The sequence below is a fragment of the Belliella filtrata genome, from assembly GCF_022549775.1.
Lineage (GTDB): Bacteria > Bacteroidota > Bacteroidia > Cytophagales > Cyclobacteriaceae > Belliella > Belliella filtrata.
Map to the genome: position 1 here is coordinate 1 of NZ_JAKZGP010000033.1, position 15,668 is coordinate 15,668.

Genomic DNA, 15,668 nt, shown 5'->3' on the forward strand with positions numbered 1-15,668 from the left:
CCAGCTTCCTTCAGATTCCACTTCGCATTGGACACCCTTGCTCTTGGCTAGTGGTTGGCGATTACAAACCCCCACAGTGGACTTTCACCACCTAGTTAGTTACCATGCACGGCACACAATAAAAAAGCTATCCATTTTGGATAGCTTTTTTTTGTTCGTTTAAAATCAATCTTTCCTTTCTTCAGATGGCTCTCCAGGCTTACCTTCTGGATAGTAATGATTGACATCTCTTTGTGGGAATGGAATTTCGATATCATTAGCTTCAAAAGCTTCTTTCAATGCCTCCATATTATCCCAGTATACAGGCCAAAGATCCCCCGCATCAGTCCAGCACCTAACAGTAAGATCTAAAGAACTATCTCCAAATCCAATAAACTTCATCACTGGCTCTGGGTCAGCGTGGATTCTCTCGTCCTTTTTCAAAACATCCATGATCACTTTTCGTGTCTTTTTCAAATCCGTACCATATGCGACTCCTACAGCCATTTCAACTCTTCTGGTGGGCTTTTGAGAAAGGTTTATGATAGAATTATTTGCCAAAGCACCATTTGGAATAGTCACTACCCTATTGTCAAAGTTTCTCACTTTGGTATACAAGATATCTATCACTTCTACAGCTCCTAAGGTACCTTGAGCTTCTATGGTATCACCTACCTTGAAGGGCTTGAATATCAAAATCAATACACCTCCTGCAAAATTTGATAGTGATCCTTGTAAGGCCAGACCTACAGCCAAACCAGCGGCCCCCAAGATTGCGATAAAAGAGGTGAGTTCCATACCTAGCTGTGTCGCTATGGTAATGAACAATACTATATATAATAAAGCTCTAAATAAACTAGTCAAAAAAGAAGCAAGTGAAGCATCAATGTCGTATTTCAAAAAGAGATTTGAGAGCCCCTTCATCAGGACATTGATAATGTATTTACCTATAAAAAATGTAATCAGTGACCCTATGATTTTTGGACCATAATCAAACAAAAACTCTACGAATTTTGCTTGAATAATGTCAATCATGTCTAAATTTAACTCCATAACTATTTTTTTTATTTATTATTTGGTTTGATATTCTCACATTTATAAACTAATTCAATTCTCAAAGATTTACAAAACTAAACAAAAATCTTGCCTCAAGCATAAATTTGGGGTGCAGAATCCATTTTATAACCTTTCAAAAATCCAAATTTTTGATTTCATTCACTTTAGACTCAAATTAACCAACATTTAAAAAACCTTAATATTTAAGTAAGGTTTCATTATCACAATAAATACAAATTTTCACACCTTCTATTGCCACGAATCACCGCTCGTAAAATATTAATGTACCTCTTAGATCAAAAAATAAAATTCGGACTTAAATTCAAAGTCAAATTTAAGTCAACCAATATCCATATGAAGAAATTTACCCTCATCAAAATCCGCAGAGGTATGATGGGAGCTTTGGTTTTGGGTTCATTGCTATTTGCACAAGATACAATGGCTCAAAAGAAAAAAAGCAAAGCATCCGCTACTCCTCCAGCAGAATCTAGCTCAACCCAAAAACCCCAAGCTTCTAAATCTGGCCCAAAACCTTATAGCGAAGTAATCACCTCCAAAGCCACATCCAAAGAAGGGCTTTTCAATGTACATGAACTCGACGGGAAATATTTTTATGAAATCCCAGAAGAGATGCTCGGCAGAGAGATGCTCATCGTGACGACAATAGCTAGAACAGCAGAAGGAATTGGCTATGGCGGAGAGCGCACCAATACCTTACTCGTAAGATGGGACAAAGAAAAAGACAATGTACTTTTGAGAGTAGTTTCATATACCAATACTGCCGCAGATTCTCTACCGATTTCTATCGCTGTAAAAAATTCTAACTTAGAACCAATCCTTCAAAAATTTGACGTCAAAGCCTTGGCAAAAGATGACAAAGGTGTTGTTATCGAAGTGACTGATCTTTTCAGTAAGGATGTGCAAGCGATCGGTTTACCAAAGAACAACAGGACTCAATATAAAGTGACTCGACTAGATACTGACAGGTCTTATATTGAAAAAATCAGCACATTCCCGATGAATGTTGAGGCAAGGTATGTCATGACTTATGCAGCTACCGAGCCGCCTTCAAACTCAAGTACTGGTCTGATCACAGTAGAAATGAACTCATCGATGGTACTCCTTCCAGAAGAGCCTATGATGAAAAGACTTGCTGATAGGCGTGTTGGTTGGTTTAGTAGATCCGTTGTGGATTACGGACTGGATCAGCAGAAGGCTACATCTCAGCGATTTTTGGACAGGTGGAGATTAGAGGTCAAAGAGGAAGACTATGAGAAATACCGAAGAGGAGAGCTTGTAGAACCAAAGCAACCTATCGTATTCTATATAGACCCAGCTACACCTAGTCAATGGATTCCCTATTTAAAACAAGGAGTAGAAGACTGGCAGGCAGCTTTTGAGCTGGCAGGATTCAAAAATGCTATTATTGCTAAAGATGCTCCTTCTAAGGAAGAAGACCCTGATTGGAGCCCAGAAGATGCAAGGTACTCAGTGATCAGATATTTTGCTTCCGACATTCAAAATGCATACGGGCCTCATGTATCAGATCCAAGATCTGGTGAAATCATAGAGTCTGATATCGGATGGTATCACAACGTAATGAACTTGTTAAGAAACTGGTTCTTTATACAAACAGCCGCCGTCAATCCAGAAGCTAGGGGGGTCAATTTCCGTGAGGAAGTGATGGGTAGATTGATTCAATTTGTATCATCTCACGAGGTAGGCCATACATTAGGTTTGCCACACAACTTTGCCTCATCACACGCTTATCCTGTAGACTCTCTGCGTTCGGCAACTTTCACAGCCAAGTATAGCACAGCTCCTTCCATCATGGATTACGCGCGATTCAACTATATCGCCCAGCCAGGAGATGAAAACGTAAGTCTTATGCCAAATGTAGGGCCATATGACAAATACTCCATCATGTGGGGATACAAGCCGATACTTGATGCAAAAACACCTGAAGAGGAGCAACCAACTTTAGATAAATGGATCATGGAAAAAGCTGATGATCCTATTTACAGATTTGGCCGTCAAGGAAACAACTATGATCCAAGCACACAGAGTGAAGACTTGGGAGATGATGCCATGAAGGCATCTGATTATGGAATCAAGAACTTGAAAGTCATTCTTCCAAACCTCATGCTTTGGACATCAGAAGAAGATAAACCTTACAAGGATTACGCTGACCTGGAAGAAATGTATGGACAGGTAATTGGTCAGTATAACCGCTATATGGGTCATGTGAGAACCAATATTGGTGGTGTATATGAATTGTATAAGTCAACTGGTCAAGGTGAGCCTGTCTATGTTCATACCGATAAAGAAACTCAAAAAAGAGCTGTTCAATTCTTGAACAAAGAGTTGTTTTCTACTCCAACATGGCTGATGGATCAAGAGATCATTTCAAGGATTGGAGACTTTGGAGCAATTGAGAGAATCAGAGGCGTACAAGTAGGAGCACTCAACGGTATCCTAGACTGGGGACGATTGGGCAGAGTAATAGAAAATGAAGCATTAAATAGCAAAAATGCTTACAGTATGCTAGAATTGTTTGACGACTTAAGAGATGGCATTTGGACCGAACTGTCTTCTGGTAAAGCAATAGACATCCACAGAAGGACTCTGCAAAGAGCTCATCTAGAAAGATTGGAATACCTCATGACCAATGATGAGCCAAACTCTCCGATGGCTAGAAGGTTTGGCCCTATGATCAACGCCTCCCAATCTGATATTAGACCAATAGTAAGAGGTGAACTGAAAACACTACAAAGACAAGTCTCTTCTGCAATTGGTAAAACTTCCGATAGGTCTTCTAAACTTCACTTAGAAGACGCATTAGAGCGTATCAAACTGATCCTTGACCCTAAATAAAGTCAATTGAATTATGAGATTTATCAAAGGCTACCAGGATTCTGGTAGCCTTTCTATTTCGGGAATACTTAAAAACAGGACTCCTTAGATGGGGGAATCATCAAAATTTTAAGAATTTATTCTCCAGTTGACATTTTTCAGCACCTCCTATTTATGCTATACCATGAAATTGTGGTAGATAGGAAAATTATCTCTATTTTTACCTATTCAGAAAATGACCCCAAACGCATGGCTATTACTCCATTGAAAATATTACAAGATCATAATCTTCGTGTAACAAGCTGTAGACAGGAAGTATTGAAGACTTTTATAGATAAAGATTCCGCCCTTTCACATGCTGACTTGGAAAATGTATTGAAAAACGACTTTGACAGGGTAACCTTATACCGTACTTTAAAAACTTTCTTGGAAAAAGACTTGATTCATAAAGTTCTAGATGATAGTGGAGCTACTAAGTATGCACTTTGCTCTCACGACCATAGCAAAGGAAGCCATCATCATGACCACGATCATGTCCATTTTAAATGTGAAAAATGTGGCAAAACTATCTGTCTAGAAGATTCCACATTACCATTAGTGAAGCTCCCAGAAGGATTTGTCAACAAAGAGGCGAACTTGTTGATCCAAGGAATATGTAATAAATGTAATTAAGATTTAGGGGGCTAAGTACAAAAAAAATAGGCAAATATCGAAATTATTGACTTGGATTAGAAATCAATGGTAGCTTGTTCACTTTTGGCTTTTTCTACCTCTGAATACCAAACGACACCTGGAGGTAAGTCAATTTTTGGAGGAGTATAGTCTTCTACTCCACCTTCACCATCTTCACCCTTATTTTTTCCTTTATGAACATGGGGTTTGGTAAGCGTAGCAACAATATAAATCAGCACCACATAGGCGAGTCCAAGGAGAATCAAATCGACTAACAGGCTACTCATAATGACGAAAATTTTCCTTAAGTTATAATATATAGTTCAAACTTTCAATTTTTTGTCAAGAACTATTTCATTTTTATGTGATACATCGCGAAAAACACCAAAGGTTTCAGCTTTAGCTTGGTAAATAACTGAGATCATCGGATATTTGCAAACTGAAAAATTAGCATAATGATAGTAAAAACAAAAAAATACAAACTTGAAGCTGGTACATATATCAAAATGGGATTAGTCAATGTACTTAAGGAACAATGGTGGGTAATCCTAATTGCCATTGCGATTGGTTGTGGGTACTTGTGGATTCCTTCGTGGTGGTGGATCAGCATGGCTATTTTAGCATATATTCTATATATCTTATTTTGGGTTATTCAATTTACTGGTGTGACTCAAATGGAACAAAACAAGGTCATGTTCGAAAAGCTTGCCTATGAAATCGATAGTAGACAAATACTCATGAAACTAAATGCCAAGCAAGGTATGCCTGTGAACTGGGGAATGATTAAAAGTGTGCAGCAGACCAAAGATGCCTTTGTATTGGTAATGTCCAAAGCCCAATTTATTCATTTGCCTTTTAAAATTTTCAATTCAGAAAATGATAAAAAGTTTGTTGAAACCATCCTTAAAAGAAAAGGATACATTAAAGAATCTTAATCCGAATATCATGATTGTTTAATTACAACAAAATTTTCAGGAATTAAATCGCTCAAATCAAAAAAAGCGTATTTAATAACAGAACATAAAAAAGCCTTCTTGAAAATTAAGAAGGCTTTTTTCCTTGTGTCAAATGTAGAAAGCTACGATTACATTGTAGGCATTATGACAGAATCAATAACATGCACTACGCCGTTTGAAGCCTCAATATCGGCTGAGGTTACAGTGGCACCATTCACTTTTGCTTTTCCGTCTTTCAAAGAGATCTTAACATCTTTCCCTTGAGCCGTAGTTGCAGTCATACCATCTTTCAAGTCTTTAGAATATACTTTTCCAGGCACGACATGGTAAGTAAGGATTTGTACCAATTGATCTTTGTTTTCTGGCTTAAGTAGAGTTTCTACTGTTCCAGCAGGAAGCTTTTCGAAAGCTTCATTACTTGGAGCAAATACAGTGAATGGACCATCACCTTTTAGAACATCGACCAAATCACCAGCCTTTACAGCTGCAACTAGAGTGGATAGAAATTCTGTCTGCGCTGCCAAGTCTACGATATCAGCTTCAGCTGACTTTAAACTTGTGTCATTGTTCAGTGTGAATGCTGAGGTTGTAAAAAAAGCAACCATCAAAGCAAAGGCTAGTAATTTTTTCATAGTTAAATAGTTTTTGGTTAGTGGTATATAAATTCAAAACAACATCACTTTGTTTATCAAGAAGTTATATTTTTTTTAAAAAAAAATCACAAATGACAAAAAAACAGCATTCAAATCCCAAATTCTTACATTCATGTATTTTTCAAAGATTATTTTTTATTTAAGAGTTGACAATTATCAACATATATTTCAAATACAATATTCATTTTGAACCACAAATATTTAAGTAATGAATAAGAATTATAGGAATTTGAAAGTAAAAATGCTGCAAAATTTATTTACCTCCCAAAGTCAAGTAATAGTAACATAATTTTAAAAATGAAAAGTAACTTTGCATCATGCAAATCAAGCTCATAGCAGTAGGCAAAACAGACCAAAAGGCAATAATCGAATTGATAAATGAATACACTAAACGTGTAAATTTCTACATCAAATTTGAATTAGAAATCATTCCGGATCTAAAAAATTCTAAATCAATTACAGAGTTACTCCAAAAAGAGAAGGAAGGTGAAATGATCTTAAAAAAAATCCTGCCATCTGATGAATTAATACTTTTGGATGAACATGGTAAGCAGTACAGTTCAGTTGATTTTTCAACATTCATGCAAAAGAAAATGAATGCTGGATTGAAGCAACTTATTTTTGTAATAGGCGGACCTTATGGGTTTTCTGATACAGTCTACCAAAGAGCCAATGGAAAAATATCCCTTTCCAAAATGACATTTTCTCATCAAATGGTACGTCCATTTTTCATAGAGCAAGTTTATAGAGCATTTACCATATTGAAGAATGAGCCTTACCATCATGAATAATAATCAAATTCACTGACTTGACATTGATAATAATAAGTTTGGTTTAACACATTATAACACCAAGATTTCTTTGAACTAAATAATTTTTATTATTTTACGAAGTGATTAAAATTTTAAAAATTATGAAAACAAAATTCACTTTAATTTTGATGGGTATAATGCTAGTAAATATTTTTCCTAGCATCGCACAAGAGAAAGTACCCCTTGATTCCCGAGTAAGAACTGGAAAATTAGATAATGGCCTAACTTACTATGTACAGCAGAACCCAAAACCTGAAAAAAAAGTAGAATTAAGACTTGCTGTCAATGCAGGATCTGTTTTGGAAGACGATGATCAAGCAGGATTAGCACACTTTACAGAACACATGGCTTTCAATGGTACTAAAAACTTTGAAAAGAATGAACTGATCAGCTATTTACAATCTATTGGAGTTTCATTTGGAGGGGATTTGAATGCCTATACTGGATTTGATGAGACAGTGTACATATTGCCTATACCTTCAGATGATGAAGAGAAGCTTAGAAGTGGATTCTTGGTTTTGGCAGATTGGGCCGGAGGTGTTTTGATGGAGGAAGAAGATATTGATGGAGAAAGAGGTATAATCGTAGAAGAGTGGCGAACTGGTCAAGGCTACGGACAGAGAATAAGGGATAAGTTTTTGCCTGTTTTACTTCATGAAAGTAAGTATGCAGACAGGCTTCCTATCGGAAAAATGGAAATTGTCGAAAATTTTGAATACGAGACAATCAGAAGGTTTTATCGAGACTGGTATAGGCCAGACCTGATGGCAGTAGTAGCTGTTGGAGATGAAGACCCTGACAAATTAGAAGCATTGATCAAGGAATTCTTTTCTGGATTGGAAAATCCAGAAAACCCAAAAGAACGAGAGGCTTACAAAGTTCCTGTACATGAGGAATCATTCGTGACTATCGCAACTGATCATGAAGCTCCTGGAATACAAGTTCAGCTCTACTATAAGCATAAAGCATTACCTACGTCTACACGAGAAGATTACAGAAACATCTTGAAAAGAAGACTGTATAGTGGAATGCTTAGTCAGCGATTGGATGAAATCAGGCAAAAACCAGATGCACCATTTATATATGCTGGCGCTGGGTATGGAAATTTTGTCAGAGACCTAGACTATTTCTCAACCTCTGGAGCCGTGGCTCCTGGCAAAGCTAGTATAGCGATCCAAGCATTGATAGAAGAGAATGAGCGGGTAGCACAATTCGGTTTTACTGAGCAGGAGTTAGATAGGGTTAAAAAATCCTTGATGAACTCTGCAGAAAAAGCCTCAAAAGAAATGGACAAAGCCGAATCCGGATCCCTAGTTGGAAAATATGTGTCACATTACTTAGAAGGCAGCTTTGCAGAGGATCAACAGTGGAGATATGAGTTCTATCAAGAAGTAATGCCTCAAATCACCCTAGAAGAAATCAATGCTTTGGCCAAAGTCCTTGTAAGAGAGGACAACAGGGTCATAGTGATCACAGCACCAGATAAAGAAAAAGACAATCTTCCTAGCGAAAATGAGGTTCTTGCATTATTCGATGCAGTCGATCAAAAGCAATTGACGCCTTATCAAGAAAAGCTACTTGCAGAAGAACTCATTACAGAACTACCTAAAGCGGGAAAAGTAATTTCTTCCGAAAAAATTGCTACAGTTGACATTCAAGAAATTACGCTATCAAATGGCGCAAGGGTATTTGTCAAATCTACCGACTTCAAAAATGATGAGATCCTCATTTCTGTAACTGGTAAAGGCGGTACGTCCTTATATACTGACGAAGAACATTTGACTGCTAGCAATGCTGGCGTTATGGTGAATGTCATGGGAGTTGGAGATTTTTCACCAAGTGACCTTAGAAAAGTACTAGCTGGAAAAACAGTATCATTGACACCAAATATCAGTACATATTCTCAAACAATATCAGGAACAACCTCACCGAAAGATCTTGAGACTGCAATGCAATTGATGCATTTGTACTTTACAAAGCCCCGCAAGGATACTGAGCTATATGAAGTATATAAAACCAATCAAAAGACTCAGCTTGAAGGAGCACAAGCAAATCCTGATTATCAATTTTCGAAAGCCTTGAATAAAATCTTGGCAAATGGCAACCCGAGGGCTATGGGGATTTTTGACCCAGCAGATTATGATAAAATCGATATTGACCGAGGTCTTGAAATTTTTGCTGATAGATTTTCAAATGCAGCAAATTTTGAGTTCTTCTTCACTGGAAATATTGACTTAGACACATTCAAACCAATGCTAGAGCAATATATTGGTAGCTTACCAGGCAATCCTGATCAAAAAGATGAATTCGTAGACTTAGGAATTCGCAGACCAAGAGGTGAAAAGGAAAGAATCGAGGTGGGAACAGATGAGAAATCTCAGGTTATTATGTTTTTCTGTGGTGAAACATCATACGATCGCAAAAAAGCTGCTGATATCAGCTACTTAGGTGAGATACTCACGATCAAACTGATCGAGAACCTGAGAGAAGAGATAGGTGGAGTATATGGTGTAGGTGCTAGTGGAAGCATGGGAATACAGCCAGTGGATAACTTCAGCTTTACAATTCAATTCCCATGTAGTCCAGATATGGTAGACAAGCTCACAGAAGCAGCTTGGAAAGAGGTGAAAAAAATCCAGGAAAATGGACCAACTGAGGAAGACCTTAATAAAGTGAAAGAGAAAAGAAGAATCGCTTATGAGGAAAACCTTAAAAGAAACAACTTTTGGAGTAGCCAAATGTCAGCTGTACGAACTTATGGATTTGAATGGGATACCATCCTAGAAGGTAAAGCTTCCATAGAAGCTGTAACTGTAGACCGTATTCAAGAAGCAGCAAATTCTTACTTGACTGCTGAGAATTTACTTGAAATTCAAAGATTCCCAGCCAATTAAGACCATCTAAATACATTTAGGCAAAGCCTAATACAAAACCACATAAGAAAAGCCCCTAGCCATGAAAAATTGCTAGGGGCTTTAAGTTTCAAATATCCTGTTTTAACTTAGATTTCAACCTAATATTACTATTAAAAATGTTTTCTAAGCAGACTTTTAGCTTTCATTTATAAATACTACATCTTTGCAGAATAATTAGGAGCCTCTCTGGTGATACTGATATCATGTGGATGAGATTCCTTTACTCCTGCTGCTGTGATCTTCACAAATTTACCATTCTTTTGCAAATCTTCTATTGTTTTGGTGCCGCAATAGCCCATACCAGCCTGTAGACCACCGACCAATTGATACAATACTTCAGATACCAGTCCTTTGTAAGCAACTCTCCCTACTATACCTTCTGGCACTAGCTTTTTGATATTGTCTTCAGCATCTTGGAAATACCTGTCTTTCGAACCTGACTCCATCGCTTCTAGTGAACCCATTCCTCTATAGGATTTGAATTTTCTTCCTTCATAGATGATCATTTCACCAGGTGCTTCTTCAGTACCTGCAAGTAGTGAGCCGATCATAATCGAACTACCACCAGCCGCCACAGCTTTTACCAAATCACCAGAATACCTGATACCACCATCAGCAATTACTGGAACATTTCTACCCTTAAGTGCTTCAGAACATTCATACACAGCAGATAACTGAGGTACCCCTACACCAGCAATAACTCTTGTAGTACAAATACTACCTGGTCCAACACCGACTTTTACAGCATCCGCACCAGCGTCAGCCAGGGCAATAGCCGCTTCTGCAGTAGCAATATTCCCCACTATCACATCCAAATCAGGGAATGCTTCTTTGATCTTGGCACATGTCTCTATCACTCCCTTGGAATGTCCATGAGCAGTATCTATAGATACTACGTCTACTCCAGCTTGCTTGAGAGCATCTACTCTTTCTACAATATCGGCCGTCACACCGACTGCAGCCCCAACTCTCAACCTTCCAAACTCATCCTTGCAAGCATGTGGCTTGTCTTTACGCTTCAAGATATCCTTGTAAGTAATCAAGCCTGTAAGCTTATACTCATCATCAACGATTGGCAACTTTTCAATCTTGAATTCTTGAAGGATTTCCTCTGCTTGCTCCAATGAGATACCAGCCTTGGCTGTAATCAAATTATCCTTAGTCATGATGTCCTTGATAGCTCGGCCATGATCTTTGATAAATCTCAAATCTCTATTAGTAATGATCCCCTTTAGTACACGCTGATCATCCACTACTGGTATTCCACCGATATGATATTCACTCATGATATTTTCAGCATCTTTTACTTTGGCTTCAATATCAAGGGTAATAGGATCCAGGATCATTCCTGATTGTGAACGCTTTACCTTCCTTACTTGAGCAGCTTGCTTCTCTATGGACATATTCTTATGAATAAATCCCAAGCCACCCTCAAGCGCAATAGCAATAGCTAGTTCTGCTTCAGTCACAGTGTCCATAGCTGCTGATACCAAAGGTATGTTCAGGCGGATGTTTTTAGTAAGTTGGGTGGAAGTGTTGGTGTCGCGAGGCAGGACTTCAGAATATCCTGGGACAAGAAGCACATCATCGTAAGTGAGTGCTTCAAAGAGAAATTTATCGGAGTTTCGATTCATAGCAAATATTGGTTAGGTCACCCTATTTGCCCGCCAAAGTTACAAACAATTCTGATTGCTATTATTATACATTGAAAAATAAATTTTAGCTCAGTCAAAATTCTAAGCTCATTGCGTATTGTTTTACTAATATTAATTCCAATCATTCAGCAAAGAATAGTAGACTTGCCAGATTCATTTTTCTTAATGGACTTTCCTACCACGTGAAACTTCTGTAATTGTTGTATTGAAATCTGGCAAAACTTAGCTGAATGATACTTAATCAGTCTACAGGATATCCTTTTGCTGCCCACCAAATGCCACCTAGTATATGCTTCATGAAATTATCATCAAGAAATGCCCAATCTGTATGGCCCAATGCGGTGTAAAACATCCGTCCACCGTCATACTCATTGGTCCAAGCGATAGGATGAAATTCTCCCATGCCATTACCTGTCTTGTATGTTCTCTCATCTGCTGTGATCAAAACTTTCACCTCTGAATTGAAATTTTTGAAAGCATAAATCTCATCTGACCATACCCACTTCTCTGGCAAGTGATAAGTAGCAGGATGGTCTCTATCAACCACATTCAGCTTCAAAGTCTGCTGATGTGGGTGGTTGCGAAACTGAGCCCCAATCAGCTTAGTGTACCATTCCCATTCATATTCTGTATCAGTAGCACTATGGATTCCTACTATACCTTTACCTGCTTGTACAAATTTTTCTATACTCTTCTTTTGATCTGAATTAAAGATAGTCCCCGTAGTACTCATGAGTATAATTACATCAAAATCAGCAAGATTCTTGTCCGTTATGAAATCTTCATCCTCTGTGGTAAAAACATCAAAAACATTATCCCTAGCCAATTTTTTGATAGCAACCACGCCGTCTGGAATACTTTGGTGACGAAATCCCTTTGTCTTGCTGAACACCAATGCTTTAAATTGATGTTGCCCAAAACTAAGGTTTGAAAACAGTAAAAGTATAATCAATGTCAAAAGGAAATTTCGGGTTTGAGGGTTTTTCATGTCAAGATTTCAGTTCTAGTGGCACTTATGGATTTGTGAAAATATATTCAGATCACATTTCTTAATCTAAAGTAACATGTCTTTAAGATATAGCTTCGATTATTTGATTAATTGGAATTTTTGAGCAGCAACTTTTCTTGAAAATGCATTGAAATGCCACCACTCGGAGCCAATTCCTGTAAATCCTCCCTTAGCCATAGCATCTCTCAATATCTCTCGATTTGCTACGTGTTCTTTGGTGATTTTGCCTTCTCTAAGCATCTGATCTTCTCGGTCTGGATATGCAGGATACCCAAAGTAATCATATTCAGTACCTAAATCCAAAGGTAAACCAGAATTTTTATCTGCTAGCGTCAGGTCAACAGCGACAGCATAATTATGTAGCCCCCCAACTTTGGGGTCTGCTACATAGAGTGGTTTTATGCTATCAGGTTTATTCAAATTATCCCACAATATTTGCTGCACAGAGAGTGGTCTTACCCCATCATAGATCAAAAAAGTGAGCTCAGGATGTGTAGATTGAAGATGCTCATGCGATTTTCTTAGCATTTCAGCTACTTCCGGTTGCAAATAGCATCTTTCCAAATCTCCATAAACATCAATCCCAAAAAAATTATCAGTAGTAGAGTACTTCAGATCTACAAACACATCTTCAATAACCCTCTCAACATCCACCAATCCTGCAGCTATCAAACTCTGCTCCAATTCATCAACTTCTACTTCTTTCGTTTTACCCTGACTTTCCTCTACTGTCTCACTTTCTACATCTCCCAAGTCAGACGCTGCACCACGTTCTTCTGAAGAGTCGCTATTTCCACAACCCCATAAGATGAGCAAGGAAAGTGTTATTATGTTTAATGATTTTTTACCTCTCATATGTTATTTTTTTTCACCAAAGTAGCAGAAGCCTGAGCAGTAGGTAATATTACAATGTCTGCAAGTACTACATGCTTTGGCCTACTTACAGCAAAGGCGATCGTATCAGCAATATCTGTAGCTAGAAGCGGCTCATAACCTTGGTAAACTGCTGAAGATCGGTGCTCATCTCCTTTGAACCTTACCAAAGAAAACTCTGTCTCCACTAGGCCTGGGTGAATCCCCACCACACGGATTCCATGCTGATTCAAATCCATTCTCATTCCCTGAGTAATAGCATCTACAGCATGCTTGGAACCACAGTAAACATTGCCACTTGGATAGACTTCTTTGGCAGCTATTGATCCAATGTTTACAATCATCCCACTGTTTCTCGCTACCATCTTTGGAATGATCTCATGAGAAACATAGAGCAAGCCTTTCACATTGATATCTATCATCGCATCCCAATCGGTCAACGATCCATTTTGTATTGGATCCAAGCCATGTGCATTTCCAGCATTATTTACCAACACGTCAACTTGACTCCACTCTTCAGGCAACGATGCAAGTTGCTGATTTACTACATCTTTGTCTCTGACATCAAAACAAAGACTCAAAAACCTAACTTCTTTCGGAAGTTCTCTACCTAAGGAATCTAGCAATTCCGATCTCCTTCCTGTAGCGATGATATCAAAGCCTATACTGGCAAGAGCCATTGCTGTAGCTCTACCTATTCCTGAAGTTGCACCTGTGATTAGTGCAATCTTTTTTTCCATATTAACTTACTTTAAACTTGGGCAAACTTACAAGTTAAACATCAATTTGATTATCCGTTTTACGCCTGAAGAAGAATTTCATTTAAATAATAGATTACTTAGGGAGCAGTATCAACTAATAATTTGTCCGACTGGACGGCTCCAGCCCGCTACATCGGACAGGTATCAATTCATATCTGAATCCTGAAAACACCTTATACGTTTTGGTTACTGGTATCCTTGAAGATATACAATAACCTCAATTAAATTCTCAATCTTGCGTATTAGGTTTTGGGGTTTCAGGATAACTATCTATCACATTACCATCAATATCCACCGAAATCAAACTAAATTGCCTTCCTTCGATCGTCAATAATGTGAAGGCATTGATAGAGGCTGCTTCCTTAAGATACCATGTAGTGGACACATCATGAATCTCTCTTGGCCCCACACCCCATGAACCATCCCCTACATACACAATCCCTGACTGGTCTCTTTGACCGTCTCTGATTGGGTAAGTTCTCTTGTAAGCATGATCATGGTTTTCAAAAGCTATTCTGACATCATGCTTTTCAAAAATCGGAACCCAGTTTTCCCTTACTATTGTTTGCGTTTTACCATCAAATTCTCTGACCGAAGGAAATGCTGGTACATGATAGACTGGAATGGTATGCAAAAAGTCTTTTTTGGATTGTAATGTCTCTTCAAGCCATGCTGTCTGCTTACCTAGTATGGGATTTGAATGGTCAGTATCCAAAATGATCAAACTCAAATACTTCCCAAAATCCATGGTGTTGTACCCTGGCTGACCAGGAAAAGGGAACAGTGCATAGAAGTATGGCGATATCTTCCTTCTAAATTCATCTGTCTGCTCATAGCCATCGTGCTGATAAATCGTCCCACCTACAACTTCATGATTACCTACAGCCACCAAACAAGGTAAAATCCTATTGTCTTTGGTAATTAAAGTTTTCTTGTAACTATCAAAAAAATCATAAATCCGGCCTACATTTTCTGCAAGTCCATTTTCATAAGCCATATCTCCTCCAATGATGATAAAGTCAGGATCATAGGATGCTACCACTGTATTGGTCTTTTCTAACCACTCCTTGTTATGCATTGCATCACCTCCAATAGCTATTTTTATAGGCTTCTCATTGATATTTTTAGGCATGGTTCGGAAATAGTAGATCTCATCAGAACCCGGAAACTTGATTTCATAGGCTGTATCTGTTCGTAACATTTGCAAGCTTACCCTATGGATGCTTCGATCAGAAAAAGGATAAGGAAGCACATCACTTTCCATTAATGCCCAGTTTGAAGTGCCTTTTCTTCTGATCTCTAGAGAAGTAGAATTGGTATCATCACTATGCCAATCTACAACCATGGTACTTGTCGGGTCTTCCACCCAAGTAAGATAGAAACCATAAGGCTCACTTTGAGCAAATAGGGGCAAAGTAAAAAACAGACTAAGGATGAGTGATGCAAAGGGTGTAAATTGCTTAAATTTCATGTT

13 protein-coding genes are annotated in these 15,668 nt (G+C 38.1%); 5 read left to right on the forward strand and 8 right to left on the reverse strand.

Going from position 1 to position 15,668, the window contains the following annotated elements; genetic code table 11:
• Positions 1-165: 165 nt before the first annotated feature.
• Entirely contained in the window at positions 166-1,032 is an 867-nt protein-coding gene (locus MM239_RS12675; protein ID WP_241348618.1) for a mechanosensitive ion channel family protein, read from the reverse strand.
• Positions 1,033-1,389: 357 nt separating this feature from the next.
• Here MM239_RS12675 and MM239_RS12680 point away from each other — a divergent pair, with 357 nt between their 5' ends.
• Both MM239_RS12680 and MM239_RS12685 read left to right on the forward strand, forming a co-directional pair.
• The gene (locus tag MM239_RS12680; protein WP_241348619.1) at positions 1,390-3,909 is read left to right on the forward strand and encodes a zinc-dependent metalloprotease; all 2,520 of its coding nucleotides are present in this window, start codon (positions 1,390-1,392) and stop codon (positions 3,907-3,909) included.
• Positions 3,910-4,137: 228 nt separating this feature from the next.
• Positions 4,138-4,560 (forward strand): Fur family transcriptional regulator, encoded by a 423-nt coding sequence (locus MM239_RS12685; protein ID WP_241348664.1) that lies wholly within the window; start codon positions 4,138-4,140, stop codon positions 4,558-4,560.
• 56 nt (positions 4,561-4,616) lie between these two features.
• Here MM239_RS12685 and MM239_RS12690 read toward each other — a convergent pair whose 3' ends face one another.
• Positions 4,617-4,847: a hypothetical protein gene (locus MM239_RS12690; RefSeq protein ID WP_241348620.1), complete on the reverse strand. Its 231-nt coding sequence runs from the start codon at positions 4,845-4,847 to the stop codon at positions 4,617-4,619.
• A 168-nt stretch (positions 4,848-5,015) separates the two neighbouring features.
• Here MM239_RS12690 and MM239_RS12695 point away from each other — a divergent pair, with 168 nt between their 5' ends.
• Positions 5,016-5,495 (forward strand): YcxB family protein, encoded by a 480-nt coding sequence (locus tag MM239_RS12695; protein WP_241348621.1) that lies wholly within the window; start codon positions 5,016-5,018, stop codon positions 5,493-5,495.
• 149 nt (positions 5,496-5,644) lie between these two features.
• On the opposite strand, the gene MM239_RS12700 is transcribed toward MM239_RS12695, so the two are convergent.
• Positions 5,645-6,148, reverse strand: a complete 504-nt coding sequence (locus MM239_RS12700; RefSeq protein ID WP_241348622.1) for a fasciclin domain-containing protein — start codon at positions 6,146-6,148, stop codon at positions 5,645-5,647.
• A gap of 338 nt (positions 6,149-6,486) precedes the next feature.
• Between MM239_RS12700 and rlmH the strand changes: the two genes are divergently transcribed.
• Together rlmH and MM239_RS12710 are read left to right on the forward strand one after the other, a co-directional pair.
• Positions 6,487-6,960 (forward strand): 23S rRNA (pseudouridine(1915)-N(3))-methyltransferase RlmH, encoded by a 474-nt coding sequence (gene rlmH / locus MM239_RS12705; protein WP_241348623.1) that lies wholly within the window; start codon positions 6,487-6,489, stop codon positions 6,958-6,960.
• A 122-nt stretch (positions 6,961-7,082) separates the two neighbouring features.
• Positions 7,083-9,875, forward strand: coding sequence for a M16 family metallopeptidase (locus MM239_RS12710; protein WP_241348624.1), 2,793 nt, complete (start codon positions 7,083-7,085; stop codon positions 9,873-9,875).
• 176 nt (positions 9,876-10,051) lie between these two features.
• Here MM239_RS12710 and guaB read toward each other — a convergent pair whose 3' ends face one another.
• The 5 genes from guaB to MM239_RS12735 all read right to left on the reverse strand — a co-directional run bounded on the left by guaB (position 10,052) and on the right by MM239_RS12735 (position 15,665).
• On the reverse strand, positions 10,052-11,530 hold the full coding sequence (gene guaB, locus MM239_RS12715; RefSeq protein WP_241348625.1) for an IMP dehydrogenase: 1,479 nt from the start codon (positions 11,528-11,530) through the stop codon (positions 10,052-10,054).
• A 262-nt stretch (positions 11,531-11,792) separates the two neighbouring features.
• Complete coding sequence (locus MM239_RS12720) at positions 11,793-12,539, reverse strand: ThuA domain-containing protein (RefSeq protein WP_241348626.1); 747 nt, start codon at positions 12,537-12,539, stop codon at positions 11,793-11,795.
• Positions 12,540-12,638: 99 nt separating this feature from the next.
• The gene (locus tag MM239_RS12725) at positions 12,639-13,415 is read right to left on the reverse strand and encodes a M15 family metallopeptidase (protein ID WP_241348627.1); all 777 of its coding nucleotides are present in this window, start codon (positions 13,413-13,415) and stop codon (positions 12,639-12,641) included.
• Complete coding sequence (locus MM239_RS12730) at positions 13,412-14,173, reverse strand: SDR family NAD(P)-dependent oxidoreductase (protein WP_241348628.1); 762 nt, start codon at positions 14,171-14,173, stop codon at positions 13,412-13,414. Before MM239_RS12730 ends, MM239_RS12725 begins: the two co-directional genes overlap by 4 nt.
• Positions 14,174-14,423: 250 nt before the next feature.
• Positions 14,424-15,665, reverse strand: a complete 1,242-nt coding sequence (locus MM239_RS12735; protein WP_241348629.1) for a fibronectin type III domain-containing protein — start codon at positions 15,663-15,665, stop codon at positions 14,424-14,426.
• Between the last annotated feature and the right edge of the window lie 3 nt (positions 15,666-15,668).

What these genes read in the sequence shown, in the direction of transcription:
- MM239_RS12710 (WP_241348624.1), top strand. Translation starts at nt 7,083, where the DNA reads ATGAAAACAAAATTCACTTTAATTTTGATGGGTATAATGCTAGTAAAT.
- MM239_RS12680 (WP_241348619.1), top strand. Translation starts at nt 1,390, where the DNA reads ATGAAGAAATTTACCCTCATCAAAATCCGCAGAGGTATGATGGGAGCT.
- MM239_RS12720 (WP_241348626.1), bottom strand. Translation starts at nt 12,539, where the DNA reads ATGAAAAACCCTCAAACCCGAAATTTCCTTTTGACATTGATTATACTT.
- MM239_RS12730 (WP_241348628.1), bottom strand. Translation starts at nt 14,173, where the DNA reads ATGGAAAAAAAGATTGCACTAATCACAGGTGCAACTTCAGGAATAGGT.
- MM239_RS12695 (WP_241348621.1), top strand. Translation starts at nt 5,016, where the DNA reads ATGATAGTAAAAACAAAAAAATACAAACTTGAAGCTGGTACATATATC.
- MM239_RS12735 (WP_241348629.1), bottom strand. Translation starts at nt 15,665, where the DNA reads ATGAAATTTAAGCAATTTACACCCTTTGCATCACTCATCCTTAGTCTG.
- MM239_RS12725 (WP_241348627.1), bottom strand. Translation starts at nt 13,415, where the DNA reads ATGAGAGGTAAAAAATCATTAAACATAATAACACTTTCCTTGCTCATC.
- MM239_RS12700 (WP_241348622.1), bottom strand. Translation starts at nt 6,148, where the DNA reads ATGAAAAAATTACTAGCCTTTGCTTTGATGGTTGCTTTTTTTACAACC.
- MM239_RS12675 (WP_241348618.1), bottom strand. Translation starts at nt 1,032, where the DNA reads ATGGAGTTAAATTTAGACATGATTGACATTATTCAAGCAAAATTCGTA.
- MM239_RS12685 (WP_241348664.1), top strand. Translation starts at nt 4,138, where the DNA reads ATGGCTATTACTCCATTGAAAATATTACAAGATCATAATCTTCGTGTA.
- MM239_RS12690 (WP_241348620.1), bottom strand. Translation starts at nt 4,847, where the DNA reads ATGAGTAGCCTGTTAGTCGATTTGATTCTCCTTGGACTCGCCTATGTG.
- rlmH (WP_241348623.1), top strand. Translation starts at nt 6,487, where the DNA reads ATGCAAATCAAGCTCATAGCAGTAGGCAAAACAGACCAAAAGGCAATA.
- guaB (WP_241348625.1), bottom strand. Translation starts at nt 11,530, where the DNA reads ATGAATCGAAACTCCGATAAATTTCTCTTTGAAGCACTCACTTACGAT.